At 73.4% G+C, this 24,184-nt stretch carries 22 protein-coding genes and 1 riboswitch; of the genes, 17 read left to right on the forward strand and 5 right to left on the reverse strand.

Annotated features, from left to right (window positions below; all coding sequences use genetic code 11):
- Positions 1–83: 83 nt before the first annotated feature.
- On the reverse strand, positions 84–1,637 hold the full coding sequence (locus tag BJ999_RS14585) for an MFS transporter (protein WP_179833804.1): 1,554 nt from the start codon (positions 1,635–1,637) through the stop codon (positions 84–86).
- A gap of 248 nt (positions 1,638–1,885) precedes the next feature.
- Here BJ999_RS14585 and BJ999_RS14590 point away from each other — a divergent pair, with 248 nt between their 5' ends.
- The 8 genes from BJ999_RS14590 to BJ999_RS14625 all read left to right on the forward strand — a co-directional run bounded on the left by BJ999_RS14590 (position 1,886) and on the right by BJ999_RS14625 (position 11,175).
- Positions 1,886–3,955 (forward strand): primosomal protein N', encoded by a 2,070-nt coding sequence (locus BJ999_RS14590; RefSeq protein ID WP_179833805.1) that lies wholly within the window; start codon positions 1,886–1,888, stop codon positions 3,953–3,955.
- A gap of 111 nt (positions 3,956–4,066) precedes the next feature.
- A complete protein-coding gene (locus BJ999_RS14595; protein WP_179833806.1) occupies positions 4,067–5,875 on the forward strand; it encodes a hypothetical protein in 1,809 nt (602 codons plus the stop codon).
- A 127-nt stretch (positions 5,876–6,002) separates the two neighbouring features.
- The gene (gene def, locus BJ999_RS14600) at positions 6,003–6,548 is read left to right on the forward strand and encodes a peptide deformylase (RefSeq protein ID WP_179833807.1); all 546 of its coding nucleotides are present in this window, start codon (positions 6,003–6,005) and stop codon (positions 6,546–6,548) included.
- Positions 6,549–7,475, forward strand: a complete 927-nt coding sequence (gene fmt, locus BJ999_RS14605) for a methionyl-tRNA formyltransferase (RefSeq protein WP_179833808.1) — start codon at positions 6,549–6,551, stop codon at positions 7,473–7,475. It abuts the gene before it with no gap.
- On the forward strand, positions 7,475–8,881 hold the full coding sequence (locus BJ999_RS14610; protein ID WP_179833809.1) for an RsmB/NOP family class I SAM-dependent RNA methyltransferase: 1,407 nt from the start codon (positions 7,475–7,477) through the stop codon (positions 8,879–8,881). Before fmt ends, BJ999_RS14610 begins: the two co-directional genes overlap by 1 nt.
- Before the next feature lie 54 nt (positions 8,882–8,935).
- Positions 8,936–9,850, forward strand: a complete 915-nt coding sequence (locus tag BJ999_RS14615; protein ID WP_179833810.1) for a phosphatase PAP2 family protein — start codon at positions 8,936–8,938, stop codon at positions 9,848–9,850.
- A gap of 12 nt (positions 9,851–9,862) precedes the next feature.
- Positions 9,863–10,540 carry a ribulose-phosphate 3-epimerase gene (rpe, locus tag BJ999_RS14620; protein ID WP_179833811.1) on the forward strand — a complete coding sequence of 226 codons (678 nt, stop codon included), beginning with the start codon at positions 9,863–9,865 and terminating at the stop codon, positions 10,538–10,540.
- Complete coding sequence (locus BJ999_RS14625; protein WP_179833812.1) at positions 10,537–11,175, forward strand: HAD-IA family hydrolase; 639 nt, start codon at positions 10,537–10,539, stop codon at positions 11,173–11,175. Before rpe ends, BJ999_RS14625 begins: the two co-directional genes overlap by 4 nt.
- A gap of 11 nt (positions 11,176–11,186) precedes the next feature.
- On the opposite strand, the gene BJ999_RS14630 is transcribed toward BJ999_RS14625, so the two are convergent.
- Entirely contained in the window at positions 11,187–12,695 is a 1,509-nt protein-coding gene (locus BJ999_RS14630; protein ID WP_179833813.1) for a P-loop ATPase, Sll1717 family, read from the reverse strand.
- 185 nt (positions 12,696–12,880) lie between these two features.
- Positions 12,881–13,011, forward strand: a riboswitch (FMN riboswitch).
- Positions 13,012–13,083: 72 nt separating this feature from the next.
- Between BJ999_RS14630 and BJ999_RS14635 the strand changes: the two genes are divergently transcribed.
- The 6 genes from BJ999_RS14635 (at position 13,084) to BJ999_RS14660 (ending at position 17,506) form a co-directional block, all read left to right on the forward strand.
- Positions 13,084–13,677 carry a riboflavin synthase gene (locus tag BJ999_RS14635; protein WP_179833814.1) on the forward strand — a complete coding sequence of 198 codons (594 nt, stop codon included), beginning with the start codon at positions 13,084–13,086 and terminating at the stop codon, positions 13,675–13,677.
- Positions 13,674–14,315 carry a nicotinamide riboside transporter PnuC gene (gene pnuC, locus BJ999_RS14640; RefSeq protein WP_179833815.1) on the forward strand — a complete coding sequence of 214 codons (642 nt, stop codon included), beginning with the start codon at positions 13,674–13,676 and terminating at the stop codon, positions 14,313–14,315. The genes BJ999_RS14635 and pnuC overlap by 4 nt, the downstream gene beginning before the upstream one ends.
- Positions 14,312–15,616, forward strand: a complete 1,305-nt coding sequence (locus BJ999_RS14645; RefSeq protein WP_179833816.1) for a bifunctional 3,4-dihydroxy-2-butanone-4-phosphate synthase/GTP cyclohydrolase II — start codon at positions 14,312–14,314, stop codon at positions 15,614–15,616. Before pnuC ends, BJ999_RS14645 begins: the two co-directional genes overlap by 4 nt.
- Positions 15,613–16,125, forward strand: a complete 513-nt coding sequence (gene ribH / locus BJ999_RS14650) for a 6,7-dimethyl-8-ribityllumazine synthase (RefSeq protein WP_179833817.1) — start codon at positions 15,613–15,615, stop codon at positions 16,123–16,125. Before BJ999_RS14645 ends, ribH begins: the two co-directional genes overlap by 4 nt.
- Positions 16,126–16,191: 66 nt before the next feature.
- On the forward strand, positions 16,192–17,067 hold the full coding sequence (gene hisG / locus BJ999_RS14655; protein WP_179833818.1) for an ATP phosphoribosyltransferase: 876 nt from the start codon (positions 16,192–16,194) through the stop codon (positions 17,065–17,067).
- Positions 17,060–17,506: a PH domain-containing protein gene (locus BJ999_RS14660; protein ID WP_229809904.1), complete on the forward strand. Its 447-nt coding sequence runs from the start codon at positions 17,060–17,062 to the stop codon at positions 17,504–17,506. The genes hisG and BJ999_RS14660 overlap by 8 nt, the downstream gene beginning before the upstream one ends.
- 37 nt (positions 17,507–17,543) lie before the next feature.
- Here BJ999_RS14660 and BJ999_RS14665 read toward each other — a convergent pair whose 3' ends face one another.
- Genes BJ999_RS14665 through BJ999_RS14675 form a run of 3 tightly spaced genes read right to left on the reverse strand, consistent with a single transcriptional unit; the run spans position 17,544 to position 20,852 of the window.
- Entirely contained in the window at positions 17,544–18,182 is a 639-nt protein-coding gene (locus BJ999_RS14665; protein ID WP_179833819.1) for a hypothetical protein, read from the reverse strand.
- Complete coding sequence (locus BJ999_RS14670) at positions 18,179–19,579, reverse strand: selenium-binding family protein (RefSeq protein WP_179833820.1); 1,401 nt, start codon at positions 19,577–19,579, stop codon at positions 18,179–18,181. The genes BJ999_RS14665 and BJ999_RS14670 overlap by 4 nt, the downstream gene beginning before the upstream one ends.
- A gap of 10 nt (positions 19,580–19,589) precedes the next feature.
- The gene (locus BJ999_RS14675) at positions 19,590–20,852 is read right to left on the reverse strand and encodes a sulfite oxidase (protein WP_179833821.1); all 1,263 of its coding nucleotides are present in this window, start codon (positions 20,850–20,852) and stop codon (positions 19,590–19,592) included.
- A 190-nt stretch (positions 20,853–21,042) separates the two neighbouring features.
- Here BJ999_RS14675 and BJ999_RS14680 point away from each other — a divergent pair, with 190 nt between their 5' ends.
- Genes BJ999_RS14680 through BJ999_RS14690 form a run of 3 tightly spaced genes read left to right on the forward strand, consistent with a single transcriptional unit; the run spans position 21,043 to position 24,177 of the window.
- Positions 21,043–21,939 carry an AAA family ATPase gene (locus BJ999_RS14680; RefSeq protein WP_179833822.1) on the forward strand — a complete coding sequence of 299 codons (897 nt, stop codon included), beginning with the start codon at positions 21,043–21,045 and terminating at the stop codon, positions 21,937–21,939.
- A 2-nt stretch (positions 21,940–21,941) separates the two neighbouring features.
- Positions 21,942–23,060 carry a vWA domain-containing protein gene (locus BJ999_RS14685; RefSeq protein ID WP_308427159.1) on the forward strand — a complete coding sequence of 373 codons (1,119 nt, stop codon included), beginning with the start codon at positions 21,942–21,944 and terminating at the stop codon, positions 23,058–23,060.
- On the forward strand, positions 23,053–24,177 hold the full coding sequence (locus BJ999_RS14690) for an XdhC family protein (RefSeq protein WP_179833823.1): 1,125 nt from the start codon (positions 23,053–23,055) through the stop codon (positions 24,175–24,177). Before BJ999_RS14685 ends, BJ999_RS14690 begins: the two co-directional genes overlap by 8 nt.
- The last annotated feature ends 7 nt before the right edge of the window (positions 24,178–24,184 follow it).

Here is a 24,184-nt window from a genome sequence, read left to right on the forward strand (position 1 = left end):
TGTCCCGTGAACCCCTCCCTGTACGTGCGGTGGGCGTCGTGCGGACCACGCCGGGCCGCTGCTGTGCGGACGGGCGGAAGGGGTCAGCGGGCGCAGTGGTTGCCGCGGTGCAGGCCGTAGCGGGCGGCGATGGTGTAGCGGCCGGGGGTGTGCGCCTCCAGCCGGACGAACTCGCCCGCGCGCCTCAGGCAGGCGTCCCCGCCCGTCGCGCTCAGCCAGGGGGACCAGGAGACGCGCACCAGGACGGACCCGGGCGAGGGCATGTCGACGACGAGCTTGCCGGAGTCGAGGGTGCTGACGAACGCGGGCCTGTCGACGAGCGGCGTGGGGGCCGCCACGCGGTACAGCCGCCAGTGCTCGTCCCGCCAGATCTCCGTCAGGTACGGCTGGCCGCCTTCGACGAGGGCGGCCTCCTCCTGCGCCGACCAGTCGACCTCCTGCTCGGGCAGGACGACGTACTGGACGGCCCACTTGTGCAGCCAGTCGCGGTACGAGGCGGGCGTCAGCGCGCCCTTCTCGTAGAACAGCCCGTGGCGTTCGGCGTCGACCTGGCGGTTCCAGCCGCGGGCGAGCGCGAAGTGGCGGCTGAGGCCGGAGGACTCCCAGTGGGAGCGCAGCGGGACGACCTCGATGCGCGCGTCGCCCGCGCCGACGGCGCCCATCTCGGCGACGAGGCCGCGGGCGTGGTCGGCGGCGGTGGCCGCGGGCTCGGTGTGGATGAGGTCGTCGACGGGCTTCACGACCTGCCAGGACGCCGTCACGATGAACGCCAAAGACAGCACGGCGATCCGGAGCCGCCCGTGAGCGCGTGCGACGGCCGACAGCAGGAACATGCCGCCGAACAGCAGCGAGAGGCGTTCGACGTTGCTGCCGATGGGGGAGGGGATCAGCCAGGTCAGCACGATCCCGGCCAGGTAGACGGCGGCGCCGGTCCGGACGAACCTCCAGCCCTTCGGCGCGCAGAACAGGATCGCGGCGACGCTGGTGACGGCGGGCAGCACGATCGCGTTCAGGGAGATCGGCTGGACGCCGCTGAACGGGAAGAGCAGGCTGGTCGTACCGACCACGACGGGGAGGCCCACGGCGACGCAGACTCCGGCGCGGCGGCGTCCGGTGAGGAAGAGCGCCGCGGCCAGCACCAGCAGGAACAGGCCCGCGACGGGGCTCGCGAGCGAGGCCAGCACGCTCAGCACGACCATCGCGGCGGCGCGCAGGGCGGGCGTCCCGCGCGGGGTGAACGCCACGATGGCCGCCATCAGCGCGAACATCAGCCCCAGGCCGAACGTGACGCGGCCGGAGGCGGCGTTGCAGGACAGCGCGAAGGCGGCCCAGAGCGAGGCGGGCAGCGCGACCGGGGCCCTGAACTGCTTGAGCAGGTACGCGGTGAGCGTGGCGCAGAACGTGCCCGTGATCACCGCGACCGTGCGGATGCCGAACAGCGCCATGAGGTACGGCGACATGAGGCTGTAGGAGGCGGGGTGCATCCCGCCGTACCAGGCGAAGCTGTAGGCCGCGCCCGGGTGCTTCCAGGCGAAGTCCGTCCACGCGGCCTGCGCCGCGAGGTCGCCGCCCTCGGTCGCGAGGAACAGGCCCCACACCAGGTGCAGGACGGCGGCGGCCAGCGTGGCGGCGACCACGGGGTGGCGTGCCCACTTCTTCCACCGGGAGGCGGCTGAGGGGCGTGGGGAACGGCGTGACGCCCCGTTGCTGTCCGGGGAGTCCGTCCGCTCATGGGCATGAGCTGTGGTCACATCGCCTGCAGGGCTCGTCGGACGGCGAGGGTGCGGACGGCGTCGGGCAATGGGCCGGAGGACGCGCACCCGTTCAAACGGACCAACCCTAGCGCGCGAGTTCGGCTGTCGGATCGATCTGGTAGGACGGGGACGTGACGAAGGACGGCGGGGGAACGGACCTGATCCCGGGGCTGGACGCCCTTCCGGGCGCGGCCGCCGCCAAGCCGAACAAGCCCGGAGGACCCGCAAAATCGGGGAAGAAGGGGGCGCGCCGCCCGGCCGCGGAGCTGCCCGTCGCGCGGATCGCGGTCGACATGTCGCTCCCGCACCTGGACCGCCCCTTCGACTACCTCGTCCCCGCCGAGCTGGACGCCAGGGCGGTCCCCGGCTGCCGCGTGCGGGTGCGCTTCGCGGGCCAACTCGTCGACGGCTTCCTCCTGGAGCGGGTCGCCGAGAGCGGCCACGGCGGCAAGCTGCTGTTCCTGGAGAGGGTGACCTCGCCCGAACCCGTCCTGGCCCCGGAGATCGTCGCGCTGGTGCGGGAGGTGGCCGACCGCTACGCGGGCACGTTCGCGGACGTCCTGCGGCTCGCCGTCCCGCCCCGGCACGCCCGCGTCGAGGCCGAGCCCGTGGAGGAGACCGCCCCCGTCCTGCCCGAGGCGCCCGACGCCGGTGTGTGGCGGGAGTACCCGGCGGGGGAGTCGTTCCTGAGCGCGCTGGCCGGAGGGAGGGCGCCGCGGGCCGTGTGGACGGCGCTGCCCGGCCCCGACCGGACGGCGGCCATCGCGCGCGCGGTCACCGCCACGCTGAGCGGCGGGCGCGGTGCGCTGATCGTGGTCGCCGACGGACGCGACGTGGCGCGCGTCGACGCGGCGCTGGAGGCGGAGCTGGGAGAGGGGCTGCACGTCGCCCTGACGGCGGAGCTGGGCCCGGCGGAGCGCTACCGGAGATGGCTCGCCGTCCTGCGCGGCAAGGCGCGGGTGGTCGTCGGCACCCGCGCCGCCATGTTCGCCCCCGTCGCAGACCTGGGGCTGGTCGTGCTGTGGGACGACGGCGACGACGTCCACGCCGAGCCGCACGCGCCGTATCCGCATCCCCGTGACGTGCTGGCCCTGCGCGCCCACCGGTCGGGGGCCGGCGCCCTGATCGGCGGGTTCACCCGGACGACCGACGCGACGCAGCTCGTGGAGACCGGCTGGGCCCATGCGCTCGCCGCCGACAGGAACCGCGTCCGGGCGAGGATGCCCCGCGTCCGCTACGTGGGGGAGGACGCCCAGCTCGCCCGGGACGGCGCCGCCCGCACCGCGCGCCTGCCGAACGTCGCGTTCGAGGCCGCCCGGCAGGCGCTGGAGAGCGGGCCCGTTCTCGTCCAGGTGCCGAGGCGCGGTTACGTCCCCGGCATCGCCTGCGGGAGGTGCCGCACGCCGGCGCGCTGCCAGACCTGCCAGGGGCCGCTGGCGCTCGCCTCGTCGCACGCGGCCCCGTACTGCGGCTGGTGCGGCCGCATCGCGGGCGACTGGCACTGCTCCGAATGCGGCTTCTTCCAGGTGCGCGCCGTCGTGGTGGGCGCCAAGCGCACGGCGGAGGAGCTCGGCCGGGCGTTCCCCGGTGTGCCCGTCCGCACCTCCGGCCGCGAGGCCGTCCTCGACCGGGTCGGCCCGGAAAGGGCCCTCGTGGTGGCGACGCCCGGGGCCGAGCCTCCGGCGGAGAGCGGATATCTTGCCGCGCTGCTGCTGGACGGCTGGGTCCTCCTCGGACGGCCGGACCTGCGCGCCGGTGAGGAGACGCTGAGGCGCTGGATGAACGCGGCGTCGCTCGTCCGCCCGCAGGGGCCGGTGATCGTCGCGGCCGAGGGGGCGCTGCCGGAGGTCCAGGCCCTCGTCCGCTGGGATCCGGTCACCTACGCGGAGCGGGAACTGGCCGAGCGCAGGGAGGTGGGCTTCCCGCCCGCCGCGCGCATGGCGTCGCTGACCGCGTCCCCGGCCGCCATACGGGAGCTGCTGTCCGACACCCGGTTGCCCGATGGCGCGGAGGTCCTCGGGCCCGTTCCCGTCCCGCAGGCGGGCGCGGAGGCCCAGGACAAGGAACGCGCACTGATACGAGTACCGCGCGCCGCAGGCAACGCCCTGGCGCGCGCGCTGAAGGAAGCCCAGGGCGTACGCAGCGCCCGCAAGGCGACCGAGACCGTACGCGTCCAGATCGACCCCCTGGAACTGATCTGACCGTGCCGAACTGATCTGACCGCGTGGAACTCGACCGACCGCGTGGAAGTCGGCCGAGGCTGTGGAACTCAACCGACCCCGGGGAACTCCACTGACCAATAGGGTTCTGGGGTGGCCGACAACTGGGTGGAGACCACCGCGGGCGACCTGCGGCGCTGGTCGGAGGAACGCGGCGAGGCGCTGGACGAGCAGGGCGTCCGCATCCTGCTCGACCTGGCGCGGGAGGAGATGGGCCTCGCGGGCCCGGAGGCTCTGGAGCCGCGGCACGTCCGCGAGCTGCTCCTGGAGGTATTCCCCGAGTCCGTGGTCGCCGGGCGCGACGACGTCCCGACCATCCTGGACGCCCTCCGCCGGGTCGTCGCCTACCTGCGCGACACCGGCGCCGTCCCCGCCGCGGCCGCCGGCGGGCTGGAGGCGGAGATCGACCGGACCGGCGCCGAGTTCGCCGAGGTCGTCGCCGCCGTCGACAGCGAGGAGCGGCAGGCGGCCGCCGAGGTCGTCGCCGGGCTGATGCAGGTCGACGGGATCGACCTGGACGACCAGGACGCCGTCGACGCGTGGGTGCGCGACTTCGAGGCGCAGCCGGAGGAGGAGCGCTTCGCCCGCACCGAGGAGTACCTGCGGCAGGCCGGGGAGCTGGTGGTCCCGCCCGTCCGGCTGGCGCCGCAGGCCGAGGTCGCGGACGCGGCGCGGCGGTCCGGCCTCACCGGGGCGGTCCTGGCCCTGGCCCGCTGGACGGGCGAGCGGCCGCTGACCGAGCACGGCGCGCTCACCGAACCCGACGCCGAGGCGGCCCGGCTCGCCCTCGGCCTCGACTCACCGCGGCGCCACGGGCAGATGGAGGACGACGGCGCGCTGGAGCGGCTGTGGTGGGCCGCCGTCGAGGCGAAGGTGATCGACGCCGGGAACGGCCGCGGCGTCCCCGGCCCCGCGCTGCCGGGCCTGGAGTCCGGCGACGACGCGGCGCTGCTCACCGCCTGGCTGCCGCTGTTCGACGCCGTCGTCGTCCCCGGCCACGACTACGCCGACGGCCTGGACGCGGTCGAGCTCGTCCAGAACGAGCTGACCGGCGTCCTCATCCACCTGTACGAGCAGGAGGAGCCGGCCGGGCCCGAAACCCTCGCCGAGGCGCTGCTGGGCCACATCGAGGAGGCCTACGACCTCACCGACGCCGACACCATGTACGCGCTCGTGGCCGACGCCCTCGCGCTGGAACTGGCGACCCTCGGGGACTGGGGCGTCATCGAGGCATCCGGCGCGGGGCGCGTGCTGACGCCGCTCGGGGTGTGGGCCGTCAGGGAGCTGCTCCTCGCGGACGGGTTCACCGCCCCCGTCGTCGGCGAGCTGGCCGGCGCCCGCGCGTCCGAGCTCGTCGAGGGTCTGACCTGGTACCGGCCGGACGCCGCCGACGAGGAGATCGACGGCTGGCTGGCGTCCCACGACCCCAAGGACGCCGCCGCCGACCTGCTGGACGTCATGCGGACCGGCGGCCCCGGCGCCCGCAACCTCGCCGCCGCCGTCCTGCACCGCGTCGGCCCCGAGGCCGCCGGCGTGGTCCGCGCCGCGCAGGAGCACCCGTTCGTGGCGCCCTATGCCGCGATGTGGCTGAACGCCGCCGGCGACCCGGCGGGGCGGGAACTGGCCCGCGAGGAGTACCTCTGGGTGTTCGTCGACACGGTCGCCGGGATGCTGGAGACCGCGGAGCCGGAGGAGGCGGTCGACGCGGCGCTCATCGACGCGCCGCCCGGGGCGGAGATGAGGACCATGGTGGACGAGCTCTGGCGCACCCATCATCCCGGCGTGGCCGACGTCCTGGAAGCCTTGGGCGCCCACCACCCCGACAAGGCGACGGCCAAGGCCGCCCGTACCGCCGCCTACAAGGCGCGTTCGGCGCGCCAGAGCGCGCACCGCGGTGTGTGAACATGGCGTGAATGTTCAGGGCCCGCGCCTCCGTAGACTTGAGGGCGCGTCCCCGTAGTCGGTGGCACCCGGAGTGACCGGGTGGCACTCGCAGTGATCAGCGACATTCGCAGGAAACGGAGTCCCCTTGGCCGTCAAGCCCATCCGCCTCTTCGGCGACCCCGTGCTGCGCACGCCCGCGGAGCCGGTGAAGGACTTCGACAAGGAGCTGCGCCAGCTCGTCAAGGACCTCACCGACACGATGATCGACGCCCCCGGGGCCGGCCTGGCCGCCCCCCAGCTCGGCGTCGGGCTGCGCGTGTTCACCTACTACGTCGACGACCGCCTCGGCCACGTGGTCAACCCGACGCTCGACCTGTCGGACGAGCAGGAGACCGACGACGAGGGCTGCCTCTCCCTGCCCGGCCTCACGTTCCCCACGCCCCGCTCCCTCGGGGTGGTGGCGAAGGGCTTCAACATGCACGGGGAGCCGATCACGCTGGAGGGCACCCACCTGCTGGCCCGCTGCGTCCAGCACGAGACCGACCACCTCGACGGGATCATCTTCATCGACCGGATGGACGCCGAGCAGCGCAAGGCCGCGATGAAGGCGATCCGGGAGGCCGAGTGGTTCGGCGACCCGGCCCCCGTCGTGAAGGAGTCGCCGCACCGCACCTTCGGGAAGGCGATCTAGATGCGGCTGGTCTTCGCCGGGACGCCCGAGACGGCGCTCCCGGCCCTGACGGCCCTCCTGGGGTCCTCGCACGAGGTCGCGGCGGTCGTGACCCGGCCCGACGGGCGTTCGGGGCGGGGGAGGCATCTGAGCGCCAGCCCGGTCGCCTCGCTCGCCGCCGAGGCCGGCGTCGAGGTGCTCAAGCCCGCGAAGGCCCGCGACCCCGAGTTCCTCGACCGGCTCCGGGAGATCGCGCCGGACTGCTGCCCGGTGGTCGCCTACGGCGCGCTGCTGCCCCGCGAGGCCCTGGACATCCCCCGGCACGGCTGGGTGAACCTGCACTTCTCGCTGCTGCCCGCCTGGCGCGGGGCCGCCCCGGTGCAGCGCTCGATCCTGCACGGGGACGACGTGACCGGCGCGGCCACGTTCCAGATCGAGGAGGGCCTGGACACCGGCCCGGTCTACGGCGTGCTCACCGAGCCGATCCGGCCGGACGACACCACCGGTGACCTGCTGGGACGGCTGGCCGTCGCCGGTGCGGCCCTTCTGCTGGACACCATGAACGGCATCGAGGCGGGCGTCCTGGAGCCCCGGCCGCAGCCGACCGAGGGGGTGTCCCACGCGGCGAAGCTGACGCCCGAGGACGGCCACGTCGACTGGAAGAGCCCGGCCCTGCACATCGACCGCCTGATCCGCGCCTGCACCCCGGCGCCCGGTGCGTGGACGAACTTCCGCGACACGCGGGTCAAGCTCGGCCCCGTCCGTCCGGTGCCCGACGCCGCCAGGCTGGCGCCCGGCGAGATCGGCGGGGGCAGGAACGAGGTGCTGGTCGGCTCGGCCACGCATCCCGTCGCGCTGGGCGAGGTGCAGCCGCAGGGCAAGCGCCGCATGGCCGCCGCCGACTGGGTCCGCGGCCTCAACCTCATCGGCAAGGACGCGCTGCACTGATGCCTCCCGCCCGCGACCGACGACGCGCCCCGAACCGCCGACCGGGCGGTCCCCGCAAGACGGGCCGCCCCCAGGACCTCGTCCGCCGTACCGCGTTCGACGTGATCCGGGCGGTGGAGACCCGCGACGCCTACGCGAACCTCCTGCTCCCCGCACGCCTGCGCGACCGCGGCCTGACCGGACGCGACGCCGCCCTCGCCACCGAGCTGACGTACGGGACCCTGCGCGGCAGGGGAACCTACGACGCGGTGCTCGCGCTGTGCAGCGACCGTGAACTGCGCCGTGTCGACGCGCCTCTCCTGGACGTCCTGCGCCTCGGCGCCCACCAGGTCCTCGCCACCCGCATCCCGCCGCACGCCGCCGTGGCGACGACGGTGGAACTGGCCCGCTCGGTCTCCGGCCCGGGCCAGGCCAAGTTCGCCAACGCGGTGCTCCGCAAGGTCGCCATGCGCGACATGGACGCCTGGCTGCAGATCGTGGCGCCCGCCGACGCCGACGCCACGACGCGCCTGTCGGTCGCCCACAGCCACCCGAAATGGATCGTGTCCGCCATGCGGGACGCCGTCGGGGCGGCCGAGATCGGCGAACTCCTCGCGGCCGACAACGCCCGCCCCCGCGTGACGCTGGTCGCACGCCCAGGCCGGGCGACACTGGAAGAGCTGTACGGCGCGGGCGCGGAGCCCGCCCCCTACTCGCCCTTCGGCGCCGTTCTGACCGAGGGCGACCCGGCGGGTATCGACGCCGTCCGCGACGGGCGCGCCGCCGTCCAGGACGAGGCCAGCCAGATGGTCGCCCTGGCGCTCGCCGAAGCCCCCCTGGACGGCCTGGACGCACGTTGGGCCGACCTCTGCGCCGGCCCCGGAGGCAAGGCGGGGCTCCTGTCGGCCCTCGCCGCCCAGCGCGATGCCCGGCTCCTCGCCGCGGACCTCCAGCCGCACCGCGCCGGACTCGTCCGGCGCGCGGTCGACGACCGCACGGGTGTGGTCGCCGCCGACGGCACCGCGCCCGCCTGGCGTCCGGCCTCGTTCGACCGCGTCATGGTGGACGCTCCCTGCACCGGCCTCGGCGCGCTCCGCCGCCGCCCCGAGGCCCGCTGGCGCCGGGGCCCCGAATCGGTCGCCGAACTCGGGCCGCTCCAGCGGAAGCTCCTCGCCACGGCACTGGAGTCCGTCCGGCCCGGCGGCGTGGTCGCCTACGTCACCTGCTCGCCCCACCTGGCGGAGACCCGCGTGGTGGTGGACGACGTCCTGGGCAAGCGCGAGGACGTCGAGCGACTCGACGCACCCGCCGTCCTGGCGGCGATCGCTCCCGGCATCACCGGGCTGGGGGACGGCCCGTACGCCCAGTTCTGGCCGCACCGCCACGGCACGGACGCGATGTTCCTGGCGCTGCTCCGCCGGACCTGACCGCTGCACCCGACCTCTGGGGGAGGCCCTCTGCTGACCGGCTTCATGATCTTCATGTCGTATCTGGGCAGCGCGGCCTTCTACGTCCCGCTGCTCCTGGCGCTGTTCTGGTGCGTGGCGCCGCGGCAAGCCGCGAGGGCCGCCGTCGTCCTGCTGTTCGGCGCGGTCCTCAACGCGCTCCTCAAGCTGGTCTTCCACGCGCCCCGCCCCTACTGGACGGACCCGTCCGTCCAGGGCAGGCAGTCGCTGACGTCCTTCGGGATGCCGTCCGGCCACGCGCAGAACAGCATCGCGGGCTGGGGCTTCTTCGCGGCCCAGACCAGGCGGTGGTACCTGTGGGCGGGCGCGGTCGCCGTCATCCTCCTGATCGGGGTGTCCCGCGTCTACCTGGGCGTCCACTCGACAGGGCAGGTACTGGCGGGCTGGGGCGTCGGCCTGGCCGTCCTGGTCGCCGCCCTCGGGCTTGAGCCCATCGCCGTCCCGTGGTGGCGGCGGCAGCATCTGGCCGTGCAACTGGCGCTCTCCCTGGCGGTCTCCTTGCTGATGCTCGCGGCGTCCTGGGGTGCCGCACGGCCGCTCCGGGACTGGCGGTGGCCCCAGGCGTGGGCCGAGGCCGTCCGGGCGGCCGGAGGCGTCGCCGAGCCCGTCACGCTGACCGATTCGGCCCAGGCGTCCGGCGCTCTCTGCGGCCTCCTGATGGGCCTGTCCCTCGTCGCGTGGCGCGGCTGGTTCGAGCCGGGCGGCAGGGCCTGGCAGCGCCTGGCGCGCCTCCCGGTCGGCCTCGCGGGGGCGGCGGTCATCGCCTTCTTCGAGGGGGCCGGCCTGGTCCAGGCGTTCGCCGTCCAGGCGCTGCTCGTGCTGTGGGTGACGGCGGGCGCGCCGGAGGTCTTCGTCCGCCTGCGCCTGGCGGCCCGTCCCACCCCGGGCCTCACCCGGGCGGGTGACGATCGGGCGGGGCTGCGCCAATAGAATCGGGGCATCATGGCTCCTCAGATCGCACCCAGCATCCTGTCCGCCGACTTCGCCCGCCTGGCCGAGGACGTCGCGCGCGTCGCCGACTCCGCCGACTGGGTCCACGTCGACGTGATGGACAACCACTTCGTCCCGAACCTCACCCTGGGACTGCCCATCGTGGAGGCGCTGCTCAGGAACAGCGCGCTGCCCCTCGACTGCCACCTGATGATCGAGGACCCCGACCGCTGGGCGCCGCAGTACGCCGAGGCGGGAGCCGGGAGCGTGACCATCCACGCCGAGGCGGCGAAGGCGCCCGTCCGCACCCTGCGGGCCATCCGCGCCGCCGGCGCGCGCGCGGGGCTGGGCGTCAACCCGGCCACCCCGGTGGACGGCTTCGAAGACATCCTCGGCGAGATCGACATGCTCCTGCTGATGACGGTCGAGCCCGGCTTCGGCGGCCAGAAGTTCCTGGACGTCGTCCTGCCGAAGGTCCGTCGCGCGCGGGAGCTCATCAAGGGCCGCGACCTGCCCGTCTGGCTCCAGGTGGACGGCGGCGTCAGCGCCGAGACGATCGAGCGCTGCGCGGAGGCGGGCGCGGACGTGTTCGTCGCGGGCAGCGCCGTCTACGGGGCCGACGACCCGGCCGAGGCCGTCCGCGGGCTCCGCGCCCAGGCCGAAGAGGCGACGGCCAAGGCGGACTGGTGATCCTCTCTTGTGCGGCCGTCCTGTTCGACGTGGACGGCACGCTCGTCGACTCGACGCCCCTCGTCGAGCGCGCGGGCCGTGAATGGGCCGCCGAGTACGGCATCGACCCGGACGCGTTCATGTCGGGCGCCCACGGCCGCCGCACGAGCGACCGTGTGGCCGAGTTCCTTCCACCCGAACGGGTCCGTGAGGCCACCGCTCGCCTGGACGCCCTGGAGGCGACCAGCACCGACGGCATCATCGCCCTGCCGGGTGCCCTGGAACTGCTGGCGGATCTGGGCGGCCTGCCCCACGCCTTCGTCACGTCCATGGACCGGGCGCAGCTCAAGGTGCGCACCGGAGTGGCCGGTGTCCCCTCCCCGCCCGTCGTGGTGACCGCCGAGGACGTGGCGGACGGCAAGCCCGACCCGTCCGGCTACCTCCAGGCGGCCCGCCGCCTCGGCGTGGACCCGTCCGCCTGCGTGGTCGTCGAGGACGCCCCCGCCGGGATCGCCGCGGGGCGCGCGGCCGGGGCCACCGTCCTCGCACTGGTCACCAGCCATCCGGAGGAGTCGTTGGCCGCGGCCCACCACGTCGTCCAGGACCTGAGCCGCGTGCGGGCCACCCCGACCGGCCTGCGCCTCACCATCGCCTGAACACCCGGGCGTCAGCCCCTGGCGCTCCCGGCCTGCGCGCCGTCGATGCCGAGCGAGGCGTGGAACATCGCGTGGACGCGGAACCGGCGCACGGCCGCGAGGTTGAGGTGCTGCACCTGGTGGCTGCCGAGGAACGGCCCGTCCGCGGACGCCCGCGCCGTCAGCAGGCCCGCCCGCCACAGGATCTCGATCAGCTCGTTCGGGTCGCACGAGGGAAGCCACGACCCGGTCCCGTGCGTGGGGACGTCGCCGCAGGCCAGCTCCAGGCACAGCAGTTCGAGCTCGTCGCGGCCGAACGCCGGGGGACGGCTGCGGAACACCTCGAACACGCTCAGCAGGCCCGGGTACTGGGAGCGGTACTCGGCGGCGATGTCCTTCGTGCGCTCGGCGGAGTAGCCGTACTCCGACCGCTCGATCGACGAGTACGGCACCGGGAGCCTGGAGCGCCGGGCCCTGGCCTGCTCCAGCGCCTCCGAGCAGAACTGGATGAGCTCCCTCGGCCGGTACAGCGTCCGGTCGACCATGTAGCCGAACGACCCGTCCCGCCCCTTGCCGGGCGGGGGCGGCGCGAAGACCGCCGACCAGCAGGCCCGGTCCCCGGCGCGTTCGAGGGCGTCCACGGCGAAGCCGTTCTCGTGGGCCGAGTGCCGGATCCGCCTGGCGATCAGTTCCAGCAGCGAGTCCTCCGACCAGGAGATCTTCTCCAGCAGGTCCCGGTGCTTCTGCGCGTCGTCGTACAGGGCGGGGATGTCGTCGTACAGCTCCTGCCGCAGCGAGATGTAGACGCGCAGGTTCGGGTGCAGCGCGTTGATGGACACGCACGCCTGGAACAGCCCGGACACGAACGCCTTGGCGTCCTCGGAGGAGTCCCAGCCGCGGTCCAGCTCGTCCACGAGCACCACCACCCGCTGGTTGTCCAGCACCTTGCGCAGCGCCGGCAGCAGGTTCTGGATCTCCTCCAGCTGGTAGAGGCGGTCCAGCTCGCGGGTCCGCAGGCCGGCCTCGATCGGCCCGATCTTCACGGCCTCCAGCCGCTTGAGGTAGGAGACCAGCAGCGACAGGGGACCGAGCTGCTGGGCGCCGTGGATGTCCCGGATGTAGTTGTGGATCTGCCGGCCGCCGTTCCTGGTGAGCCGCATCCCCTTGCGCGCGAGCGCCTTCATGACGAGCACGTAGATCAGGTACTTCCACGCGGCGGCGTAGGCGCCCTGCTTGGCCCACGAGCCCGCGCTCTCCGCCGCCATCGTGGAGCTGAGCAGCTCGTAGGAGTAGTCCTCGGGCGACAGTTCGATCACGTGGCTGCCCTCGGAGCGTTCCCGCTTGGCCAGCACCTTGAAGATCGCGCTCTTCCCGGCCCCGCGGTTGCCCATCAGGATCGTCTTCGCCCCGGACCGGACGCGGTGGTAGGCCGAGGACTCCACGAAGTACTTCTCCAGCCCCCGCGAGATGTCGCGCTCGGCGGACGGCGTGCCGAAGTCGAGAACGTCAAGGATCTTGGGCGACAGGTTCAACCTCGCCATGGGCCTTCCCGAAAATGAAGACAGGGGTTTGTTAACAACTTGCACCGCACACTCCCTCCACGGCAAGAGCTGACGTCGGCGCCCGCGGGGCGATGGCACGCGCCGGGCCCCGCGCGGCGGTGTCGTGGCGATGGTCACAGGGGCGCGGAAGGGAATGCGTGGCACACTGGTTGGCAAAGCATGAAACGCGTGCTCCGGGGTCGGTGAAATTCCGAACCGGCGGTGACAGTCCGCGACCCGGCCGAAGCCATCGGCCGGTTGACCCGGTGGAACTCCGGGACCGACGGTGAAAGTCCGGATGGGAGGCAGCGCGCGGTACGCCCCTGGCCAGGGGTGTATTCGGACGCACGTACGTCCCCCGGAGCCACTGATCTAGGAGGCCCGGGAGATGTTCACCGGCATCGTCGAGGAGCTCGGCGAGATCGTGGCGATCGACCCCCAGGGGGACTCGGTCGCGCTCGCGGTCCGCGGGCCGCTGGTCGTCCAGGACGCCGTGCACGGCGCGTCGATCGCCGTCAACGGCGTCTGTCTCACCGTGGTGGACGTCAAAGGCGAGGTCTTCACCGCCGACGTCATCAAGGAGACGCTCGACAAGTCCAGCCTGGGCGTGCTGGAGCCGGGCTCCAAGGTCAACCTGGAACGTCCCGTGCGGCTGTCGGACCGGCTCGGCGGCCACCTCGTCCAGGGCCACGTCGACGGCGTCGGCGCGATCATCTCCCGCGAGCCGGGGGAGCGGTGGGACGTGGTGACGGTCTCCCTGCCCGCCGGGCTGAGCCGCTACCTGGTCGACAAGGGCTCGATCACCGTCGACGGGATCAGCCTCACGGTCGTCGAGGCGGGCGCCGACCGGTTCAGCGTCGCCCTCATCCCGACGACGCTCGCGCTGACCACCCTCGGCCGCAAGGGGCCCGGCGCCCCGGTGAACCTCGAAGTCGACGTCGTCGCCAAGTACGTCGAGCGCATGCTCGGAGCCCGGTCATGAACTGGCTCGGCGCCGGTTTCGAGGTCTTCGGCGAGCACATCCTGTGGACCGATCTCGCCGGCAACGTCCTGTCTCTCGCCGTGGTCTGGCTCGCCATGCGCAAGACCCTCTGGACCTGGCCGGTGCAGCTGGTCGGCGCCCTCCTGCTGCTCGCGGCCTCGCTGCACGCGCACGTCCCGGGAAACGCGCTCAAGCAGATCCTGTTCTGCGGGCTCGCCCTCTACGGGTGGTTCATGTGGACCCGCGGACGGCGCGAGGCCGACGGGCTGGCCGTCCGGCAGGCGACGGCCCGGGAGCGCGCCGTGCTGCTCGGCGCCCTCGTGGTCGGCACGGCCGTGGTCGCCGAACTGTTCGTGCACCTCGACTGGCTGAAGGTCGCCTGGTCGCCGTGGGCGAACGCCTACATCTTCGTCGGCAGCGCGGTCGCGACGTTCGCGCAGAGCCGCGCGCTCGTCGACTTCTGGATCGTCTGGGTGCTGGTCGACCTGGTCGGGGTGCCGCTGGCGCTCAAGTCCGGGCTGTACGTCTCCGGCGCGGTCTACGGGATCTTCTTCGTGATGGTGATGGTCGGGTTCAGGAACTGGCTCCGGGAGTCCCGGAGCGCGCGCAACTCCACGCAAAGGGCGGTGACCGCATGAGCGGCAACGACACGGGGATCGACAACACGAGGCTCGACGGCACGGGGCTCGACGGCACGGGGCCCGACGACACGGGGATCTTCGACTCCATCGAGTCGGCGGTCGCCGACTTCGCCGCGGGACTGCCCGTCGTGGTCGTCGACGACGAGGACCGCGAGAACGAGGGCGACATCATCTTCGCGGCGTCGAAGGCGACGCCCGAGCTGCTGACGTTCACCATCCGCTACACCAGCGGCGTCATCTGCGTCCCCATGGAGGGCGCCGACCTCGACCGGCTGCAGATCCCGCTGATGACCGCGCAGAACACCGAGCGCATGCGCACCGCGTACACGGTCAGCGTGGACGCCCGGCTCGGCGTCAGCACCGGGATCTCCGCCGCCGACCGGGCGCGCACGATCCGCACGCTGTGCGACTCGGCGTCCGAGCCCGGCGACCTGGTCCGTCCCGGCCACATCTTCCCGCTGCGCTACCGCGAGGGCGGCGTCCTGCGCCGGCGCGGCCACACCGAGGCCGCCGTCGACCTCGCCAGGCTCGCCGGGCTCTCCCCGGCCGGCGTCCTCGCCGAGGTGGTGAACGAGGACGGCACCATGGCGCGCCTGCCCGAGCTCCAGGTCTTCGCGAAGGAGCACGGCCTCAAGCTCATCTCCATCGAGCAGCTCGCCGAGCACCGCAGGCGCACCGAGGCGATGGTGACCCGCGTCGTCGAGACCGGCCTGCCCAACCGGTTCGGGATGTGGCGCGCGGTCGGGTTCTCCAGCGCCATCGACGGCGGCGAGCACATCGCGCTCGTGCTGGGCGACATCGGCGACGGCGAGGACGTCCTGGTCAGGGCCCACTCCGAGTGCCTCACCGGCGATGTCCTGCACTCCGAGCGCTGCGACTGCGGAACCCAGCTCGACGCCGCCATGGAGCGGATCGCCGAAGAGGGACGCGGCATCGTGCTCTACCTGCGCGGGCACGAGGGACGCGGGATCGGCCTGCTCGCCAAGCTCCGGGCGTACGCCCTCCAGGACAACGGCTCCGACACCGTCGACGCCAACCTGGAGCTGGGGCTGCCCGCCGACGCGCGCGAGTACTCCAACGCCGGCCACATGCTGCGCGAGCTGGGCGTACGCTCGGTCCGGGTGCTCACCAACAACCCGGACAAGCTCAGGGGGCTGGGCGGTTTCGGGGTGGAGGTGCGGGGGCGCGAGGCCATGCCCGTCATCGTCACCGAGCACAACCGGCGCTACCTGACGGTCAAGCGCGACCGTCTGGGACACCAGATCGAACTGGACCACCAGAGCGAGGGACTCTCATGAGCGGCGCGGGACGCCCCGAGGACATCACGGTCGACGCGGCCGGGCTCACGCTCGGCATCGTGTGCACCCGCTGGCACGAGCAGGTCACCGACCGGCTGCTGGAGCGGGCGCTCGCCGCGGCGAAGGCGTGCGGCGTGGACGAGCCGGTCGTGGCCCGCGTCGCCGGCGCGCTCGAACTGCCCGTGATCGCCCAGCAGATGGCCCGCGAGTTCGACGCCGTCGTCTGCCTCGGCGCGGTCGTCCGGGGCGCAACCGCCCATTTCGACTACGTGTGCGACTCGGTGACCGCCGGTGTGACCCGCGTCGCGCTGGACGAGTCGACTCCGGTGGGCAACGGGGTGCTCACCTGTGACACCATTGAGCAGGCACTGGAACGCAGCGGGCTGCCGGGCAGCTCCGAGGACAAGGGATGGGAGGCGACTGTGGCCGCACTCGACACGGCACTGACCCTGCGAGGTCTGCGGCATCACGGTCACGCCGGGCACGGCCTGGAGCATCTGGGCTTCTAGGCGAGGAGCGCCTGAGCTCCCGAACGTCCCGGTATCCCGTACCCATCCTCATCGAAAGGCTGATCCGTGCTGTCACTCGTTCTGCCCAAGGGGTCGCTGGAGAAGGCGACCATGCAGCTGTTCGACGCCGCCGACCTCACCGTCCAGCGCGCCTCGGACCGCGACTACCGCGCCTCCATCGACGATCCCCGCATCGACCGCGTCCGGGTCCTGCGGCCGCAGGAGATCCCGACCTACCTCGAACAGGGCCTGTTCGACCTCGGCATCACCGGCCGCGACTGGATCACCGAGACCGACGCCGACGTCGTCAGCCTCGGCGAGCTGAAGTACTCCAAGGCGACCTCCAACCCCGTCCGCGTGATCATGGCGGTGCCGGACGGCGCGCCCTGGCAGTCGGTGGCGGACCTGCCGGAGGGCGTGCGGATCTCCACCGAGTTCCCGGCGATGACCAAGCGGTACCTCGACAGGCACGGCGTCAAGGCCACGGTCGTCCCGTCCTACGGCGCGACCGAGGCGAAGGTGCCCGACATCGTGGACGCGATCGTCGACCTCACCGAGACCGGCTCGTCGCTGCGCAAGAACGGCCTGCGCATCCTCGACACGCTCCTGACCAGCTACACCGAGCTGGTCGCGAACCGCGAGGCCTACGAGGACGCCGAGAAGCGCGCCGCGATGGAGGACATCTCCCTGCTGCTGCAGGGCGTGATCCGCGCCCGCGGCAAGGTGCTGCTCAAGCTGAACGTGGCGCACGGCGACCTGCAGAAGGTCCTGGACATCATGCCCGCGATGTCCTCGCCCACGGTCACCTCGCTCGCCGGCGGCGAGTCCAACGCCGTGGAGTCGGTGGTCGCCAAGCGCGGCGTCAACACGCTGATCCCGGCGCTGAAGGCGGCGGGCGCCCACGACATCCTCGAGATCCCCATCGCGAAGATCGTTGACTGACGTCCCGGCCCTGCCGGCGGTGTGGCGCCCCCGCACCACCCGGCTCGTCGCCTACACCACGGCGGGCGTGATCGTGCTCGGCATGATCGTGCTCGCCGTGGTGGTGGCGCCGCAGTTCAAGACGTTCGACCGGATCCTGATGGTCGCCTTCGGCGCGGTGGTGGCCTGGGTCCTGCACATGCTGGCCCGCTGCCGCGTCGGCGCCGACGAGTCCGGCCTCACGGTCGTCAACGCCTTCCGCACCCGCCGCCTGGCATGGCCCGAGGTCGTCGACGTCTCCATGACCACGGGCGACCCGTGGCCCACCCTCGACCTGGCCGACGGCACCACCCTCCCCGCCATGGGCATCAACGGCGCCGAGAAGGCCCGCGCCGCCCACCAGCTCGCCGAACTCCGCGCCCTCCTCCACACCCGAGGCGAAGCCCCCGACCCCACCTGACCCCGTCGCCCGACCCTCCCGTACCGGCTCCCTGGGGTCACCAGGCGGTGAAGGCGGTTATGGTGCCCGCGCCTATGAGGGCGACGGCCCAGAGGCGGTCGAGGTTGAACCAGGCGCGGCGCAGGACGGCCAGGCCGACGACCTCGTAGACGAGCACGGCGATCACGCCGGCCACGGCGAACATCGACAGGGTGTGCACGGCGGTGACGAACACCCCGGTCGACAGGGCGCTGCCGGAGGACGACGCCAGGCCGTGGTCGTGGCCCGCCGGGGCCGTTCCGGACGCGGTGAGCACGGGCAGCAGCATCAGGCCCGCGCCGTGCACCGACGACATCAGGAACGACCAGCCGGCGAGCTGCCACAGCGAGATCCGCATGCCGACCCACCGGAAGTGGCGCCGCGACAGCAGCCGCCACAGGCCGAAGCCGACGAGCACGGCCCCGCCGCCGATCGCGACCGCGCGGGTCGCGACGACGGAGCGGGTGAGGGCGACCAGGACGGCGACGGCGCCGACGGAGGCGGCGTGGCCCGCGGCGATGGCCGGGAGCGACTGCAGCACGAGGGAACGGCTGCGCTCCTGGAGTCCGCGGGCCACGGCGAACAGCCACCCCATGGCCGGGTTGAGGCCGTGGAAGGCGCCGAGCGCGACGAGTGCGGCGAGCGACCCGTCGTTCACGGGTAACAGTAGGAGTCCGAGGAGGCGTCGCCGCCCTGGAGGCGCGTCTGGTGCGGGCGGCGGCCGCGGAAGTCGTCGCCGTTGGGGAAGAACCGCTCGTCGAACGAGAAACCGTCCGGGGTGGAGTCCAGCTTGGCCATCCACGCGCCGACGCCGTCGGGATAGAACTGGTCGTCCCACGAGCCGTAGAGCGAGTTGGTGACGTAGACGCGCTCGCCGTCGCGGCTGACCTCCACCATCTGCGGCCCGCCCGCGAGAGGGCGCCCGGGGTCGGCGGGGTGGGGGGTCCGGCCGACGATGCCGCCGATGCGCACCGAGCCCGCCTCGACCGGGTGGAACGGGTCGCTGACGTCGTAGCGCTTCAGCTCGCCGGTGCCCCAGCACGAGACGTACAGCCACTGGTCGTCCACCGACAGGTCGATGTCCGTCACGAGCGGGGGCACGGCCCCGAACGGCCGGATGACGGGCGGCAGGGCGTCCGGGTCGGCCGGCTCGGCGGGGATCGTGATCACCTTCGTCGCGGCCCACCGGTCGCCGTCGCGGTGCCAGACCCACACCGACGCCGACAGGTCCTCGACGCTGACGACCACGCCCGCGAAACCGTACAGCTTCGTCGGGTCGTGCGCGGGACGCAGCTCCAGGACCATCTGGTGCTCGTCCCCGAGGTCGACCGTCTGGACGTGCTTGCGCTTGCGCAGGTCGAAGAAGTTCAGCGAGTGACCGTACTTGCGGCCCAGCAGCAGTTCGCCGACGACGCCGTCCTCGATCATGGACGGCGTGCCCCACTCGGACGCGACGAGCACGTCGTGCGCGATGTGCCACCAGGCGTCGTAGGCGAAGTACTGCGGGCCCCGGTCGACCTCCCAGCGTCCGAGCACCTCGAACGAGGCGTGGTCGATCAGTGCGATCCCGCCCGGGCCGTCCTCGCCGTTCGCCCCGCCGAGGGCCGTCAGGTAGAGGCCCTCCGGCCCGCAGTGGACGGTGTGCGGGCGCGAGTACCCGGCGCGCTTGGCCAGCTCGTCCGGCTCCAGCGTCTTGACGATCTTCGGAGCGGTCGGGTCGTCCTTGGTGTCGATGACGTAGATCCGCGACGACCGCAGCCCGGGGACGATCAGGTAGCGGCGCTCGACGTGCGGGTGCGGGGAGCCGGGGCACAGGGCGCTGCTGCACGCGTTCCATCCGAAGTGGTGCAGCTCGTCCCCGAGATAGGGCAGCTCGGTCCACCCCACCACGGAGCCGTAGGAGGCGGAGCCGGGGTCCACGTCGAGCACCGCGATCGCGTCCGGCTTCTCCGCGGCCCGGTCGAACGCCGCGACGTAGGCGAGCTTCTCCGGAGGCGCGGAGGCGGCGTCGCGCGGGGACGCGTAGAACGTCGGGTCTGGCTTCCACAGTGGCATGGGTGGCCTTTCAGGTGATGGTGACCGGGTGCCGGACGACGGCGCCGAAGAGATAGCCGAGCGTGTTGTAGGGGGCGGTCGCAGGCTGGGTCGTGCCGGTCTCGTCGGTCGCGCGCGCCAGGAGCTCGTACCGGCCTGGTCGTTCGGGACGCCACGGCAGCTCCCAGCGGACCCATCCGCGAGGACTGGGGTGGCGGTCCCGCAGGCGGGCGCGGCGCCACGTCCGTCCGCCGTCCACGCTGACCTCGGTGTGCCGGATCCGGCCGTTGCCCGACCAGGACCGGCCGTGCAGGACGTGCGGACGCGCGGGCAGGGAGGCATCCCAGGGCAGCTCGAACGCGGACTTGACGTTCATGCGGGTCAGGGGCGGTGACCCCTCCTCGGGGTAGCCGGGCCCGAAGAGCCGGTAGTAGCGGGTGTTCCACGGTGAGAACAGCGGCTCGTCGGCCACCTGGATGTCCCCCAGCCATTTGATGGACGCGATGCCCGCCCACGAGGGCACGACCAGGCGCACCGGATGGCCGTGGTCGGGAGGCAGGGGAGCGCCGTTCATCTCGTAGGCGAGAAGCGCGTCCTTCATGGCCTTCGCGATCGGCAGGGGACGCCGCACGCGGCCGAGGTTCTCGCCCTTGTCCACGAACTCAGCGTCCAGCCCGCGCGGCATGATGTCCACCGCCTCAGGGGTCACACCTGCGCGACGCAGGACGGTCGCCAGGCGGACGCCGCGCCAGCGGGCCACGCCGGCCGCGCCCAGCCGCCAGGGCGTCCCCGACACCTGCTGGCCCTGCTGGGAGGTGTAGAACCCGCGCGCGTTGCCCGTGCACTCGATGAACGCGGTGAGCTCCTCCGCCGGGAGCCGGAGGAGGTCCTCGTAGGTGAACTCGACGGGACGGTCCTCGGCGGGCGCGCCGCGCAGGCCTGTTCCCCACAGCCTCAAGCGCCAGGTGCGCGCGTCGATGAGCGGCGTGGCGACGTGGTTGCGGACGAAGAACCGGTCGGCGGGCGTGAGGTACCCCTGCCCGCGCATGGCCTCCCACCGCATCTCGGCGTTCGTGCCCTGCGGGATGAACAGCTCCGGGGGCAGCGGCTTCACGATCCCCGTCGCGGCGCCCGCGGGCCTCGGGCCGAGGGCCGCGGAGAGGCCGGCCGTCAGCCCTGCTCCCGCCGACAGCCGCAGCAGTCCCCTCCGGGACGGGAATCGGACGCGCTCGTAGGTCGCCTCGTCGGTCAGGTCGTCCCCATGGGGCAGGTCACCGGGATCACCGCTTCGCATGGTTCCGATGCTGCTCAGCCCGCGTCCAAAAGTCAACTTTCCCTACTGCTTTAACAGGTTTTTGCGGAGGGGTGAGGTTCGTGGATCAGGACAAGCCAGACGACCGGCCGAACCGGATCCGTGCCGGGACCAGGTGTGTGACTCGGGTCTCGGGCTGAGTAGCCTGTGATCCGTGGGGGAGGCGGCGCCGATGACCGTGGATCAGGTCGGATCGCCCGCGGAGCTCGCGGGCCTGCTCGACAGGCATGGCTACCTGTGCGACGAGGGGCTCGCCACGGCCTGCTTCCTCGCCCTGCGGATGGGGCGGCCCCTGTTCCTGGAGGGGGAGGCCGGCGTCGGCAAGACCGAGCTGGCCAAGACGCTCGCGCGGGGCCTCGGCGCGCCGCTGATCCGGTTGCAGTGCTACGAGGGGCTCGACGCGTCGCAGGCCCTCTACGACTGGGACTTCCCCCGCCAGCTCCTGCACCTGCGCGCCGCGGAGGCCGCGGGCGTCAGCGACGTGTCGCGGCTGGAGGGCGAGCTCTACGACCGGCGCTTCCTGCTGGCGCGGCCGCTGCTCCAGGCGCTGGAGACGTCCCCCAGCGTGCTGCTCGTCGACGAGCTGGACCGTGCCGACGACGAGTTCGAGGCCTTCCTGCTCGAAGTCCTCAGCGACTTCACGATCACCGTCCCCGAGCTCGGCACGATCCGGGCCGAGCGGCCGCCGGTGGTCGTGGTGACGTCCAACCGCACCCGCGAGGTCCACGACGCGCTGAAGCGCCGCTGCCTGTACCACTGGCTGGAACATCCGTCCTTCGACCGCGAGGTCGCGATCATCAGGCGCCGGCTGCCGGACGCGGCGGAGCGGCTGGCCGGGCAGGTGGCGCGAGCCGCGCAGCGGATGCGCGAGACCGACCTGCTGAAGCCGCCGGGCGTCGCCGAGTCCCTGGACTGGACGGAGGCGCTCGTGGCCCTCGGCGTCCGCGACCTCGACCCGGGGGCGGCGGCGGTGACGCTCGGCGCCGTCCTGAAGTACCGCGAGGACCAGCAGCGCGTGCTCGGCGGCGGTGGCGCGGCCGGGCTAGAGGCCCTGCTCAACGGGGGTTAGCCGTGGACCGGGACGTCACCGAGACGATGGTCGGCTTCGCCCGGACGGTGCGGGCGGCGGGCGGGGCGGCCGATCCCGAGCGCGTCCAGGCGATGCTCGCCGCGCTCGGCCACCTCGACGTGCTCGACGCCCGCGACGTGTACTGGGCGGGCCGGCTCACCCTGTGTGCCGACCCCGACGACCTCGCCCGCTACGACCGCTGCTTCGCCGCCTACTTCTCCGGCGCGACCGCCCGCCCCGGGCGCAGGACGCCGCCCGCCGTGGTGCGCCGGGTGCCGATGGCGGAGCCGGGCGGGCGCGTCGGCGGGCAGGAGCCGGAGGAGCTGGAGGCGGCCACGGCCAGCGACGTCGAGGTGCTCCGCGACCGCGACGTCGCACGGCTCGGCGCCGCCGAGCGCGCCGAGGTAGCGCGGCTCATCGCCCTGCTGGACGCGGGGGCCGAGCGGCGCAGGTCGCGGCGGTTCGCGCCGACGCCGACCGGGCGGCTCGACCCGGCGCGCACCGTCCGGGAGACGCTGCGGCGCGGCGGCGAGACGTCCCTGCTCCGGCACCGGAGCCACCGCACCCGGCCGCGCCGGGTCGTGCTGGTCGTGGACGTCAGCGGGTCGATGAGCCCCTACGCCGACGCGCTGCTGCGGTTCGCGCACGCCGCCGCGCGCTCGGGCGGGAGGAACGTCGAGGTGTTCAGCGCCGGGACGCGTCTCACCCGCCTCACCCGGGAGCTGCGGCACCGCGACCCGGACGCGGCGATGGCGGCGGCGTCCGCGGCCATCCCGGACTGGAGCGGCGGCACGCGGCTCGGCGAGGAGCTGAAGGAGTTCCTCGACCGGTTCGGGCAGCGGGGGCTGGCGCGGGGCGCGGTCGTGGTGATCGCCTCGGACGGGTGGGAGCGCGGCGACGCCGGCCTGCTCGGCGCGCAGATGGCGCGGCTGCACCGCCTCGCGCACCGGGTGGTGTGGGCGAACCCGCACAAGGCGCGGCCCGGGTACGAGCCGCTCACCGCGGGTATGGCCGCGGCGCTCCCGCACGTGGACGACTTCACCTCCGGGCACAGCCTGGCGGCACTGGAGGAGCTGGCCCGCCTCGTCGCGGGCACCGGAAAGGGGAGGGCTCATGCGTGACGTGCTCGGCGACATCGCCGGCTGGTACGGGTCCGGGCGGACGTTCGCACTCGCGACCGTCGTGAACACCTTCCGCAGCGCCCCGCGCCCGCCGGGGGCCGCGATGGCCGTCTCGCCGGACGGGGAGGTCGCGGGCAGCGTGTCCGGCGGCTGCGTCGAGGGCGCCGTGTACGAACTCGGGCAGACGGTGCTGGAGACCGGCGAACCCGTCGTCCAGCGGTACGGGGTGAGCGACGACGACGCGTTCGCCGTCGGACTGACCTGCGGCGGGATCCTGGACGTGCTGGTGGAGCCCGTCGGCCCGGACACCTTCCCCGAGTTCGCGGACGTCGCCGCCGCCATCGGGGCGCGCGAGCCGGTCGCGGTCGCCACCGTCGTGGCCGGGCCCGGGCGGATCGGCGCCCGCCGCGTGGTCTGGACCGACCGCGCGTCCGGGTCCCTCGCGCCCGGCGCCCCGCACGCGGCCCGGCTCGACGCGGCGGTGGACGACGACGCGCGCGGCATGCTCGCCCAGGGCCTCACCGGCCAGCGGCACTACGGGCCCGAGGGGGAGCGGCGGCTGGACGACCTCACCGTCTTCGTGCACTCCTTCGCGCCGCCGCCGCGGCTGCTGGTGTTCGGCGCGATCGACTTCGCGGCGGCCGTCGCCCGGGTCGGGAAGTTCCTCGGCTACCACGTGACGGTGTGCGACGCGCGGCCGGTGTTCGCGACGCCCAAGCGGTTCCCCGAGGCCGACGAGGTCGTGGTGAAGTGGCCGCACAAGTTCCTGGAGGAGGCGCGCGACGCCATCGACGGGCGGACGGCGATCTGCGTCCTCACCCACGACCCCAAGTTCGACGTGCCGCTGCTGGAGGTGGCGCTGCGCACCGAAGCCGGCTACGTCGGCGCGATGGGCTCGCGCCGCACCCACGACGACCGGACTGCGCGGCTCCGCGAGGCGGGCCTGTCCGACGCCGAACTGGCCCGGCTGCGCTCGCCGATCGGCCTGGACCTCGGGGCCCGCACCCCGGAGGAGACGGCCGTGTCGATCGCGGCGGAGCTGGTCCAGCTGCGCTGGGGCGGTTCCGGCCGCCCGCTCTCCGACACCAGCGGCCGGATCCACGCCGAGTCGGTCTGACCGCACT

The sequence above is a fragment of the Actinomadura citrea genome (assembly GCF_013409045.1).
GTDB lineage: Bacteria > Actinomycetota > Actinomycetes > Streptosporangiales > Streptosporangiaceae > Spirillospora > Spirillospora citrea.

Bases quoted from the DNA above. Each gene is read 5' to 3' on its own strand.
- fmt (WP_179833808.1), top strand. From the start codon at position 6,549: ATGCGGCTGGTCTTCGCCGGGACGCCCGAGACGGCGCTCCCGGCCCTG.
- BJ999_RS14635 (WP_179833814.1), top strand. From the start codon at position 13,084: ATGTTCACCGGCATCGTCGAGGAGCTCGGCGAGATCGTGGCGATCGAC.
- rpe (WP_179833811.1), top strand. From the start codon at position 9,863: ATGGCTCCTCAGATCGCACCCAGCATCCTGTCCGCCGACTTCGCCCGC.
- BJ999_RS14675 (WP_179833821.1), bottom strand. From the start codon at position 20,852: ATGCGAAGCGGTGATCCCGGTGACCTGCCCCATGGGGACGACCTGACC.
- BJ999_RS14680 (WP_179833822.1), top strand. From the start codon at position 21,043: ATGACCGTGGATCAGGTCGGATCGCCCGCGGAGCTCGCGGGCCTGCTC.
- BJ999_RS14690 (WP_179833823.1), top strand. From the start codon at position 23,053: ATGCGTGACGTGCTCGGCGACATCGCCGGCTGGTACGGGTCCGGGCGG.
- BJ999_RS14670 (WP_179833820.1), bottom strand. From the start codon at position 19,579: ATGCCACTGTGGAAGCCAGACCCGACGTTCTACGCGTCCCCGCGCGAC.
- pnuC (WP_179833815.1), top strand. From the start codon at position 13,674: ATGAACTGGCTCGGCGCCGGTTTCGAGGTCTTCGGCGAGCACATCCTG.
- BJ999_RS14610 (WP_179833809.1), top strand. From the start codon at position 7,475: ATGCCTCCCGCCCGCGACCGACGACGCGCCCCGAACCGCCGACCGGGC.
- BJ999_RS14615 (WP_179833810.1), top strand. From the start codon at position 8,936: ATGTCGTATCTGGGCAGCGCGGCCTTCTACGTCCCGCTGCTCCTGGCG.
- ribH (WP_179833817.1), top strand. From the start codon at position 15,613: ATGAGCGGCGCGGGACGCCCCGAGGACATCACGGTCGACGCGGCCGGG.
- BJ999_RS14630 (WP_179833813.1), bottom strand. From the start codon at position 12,695: ATGGCGAGGTTGAACCTGTCGCCCAAGATCCTTGACGTTCTCGACTTC.
- BJ999_RS14645 (WP_179833816.1), top strand. From the start codon at position 14,312: ATGAGCGGCAACGACACGGGGATCGACAACACGAGGCTCGACGGCACG.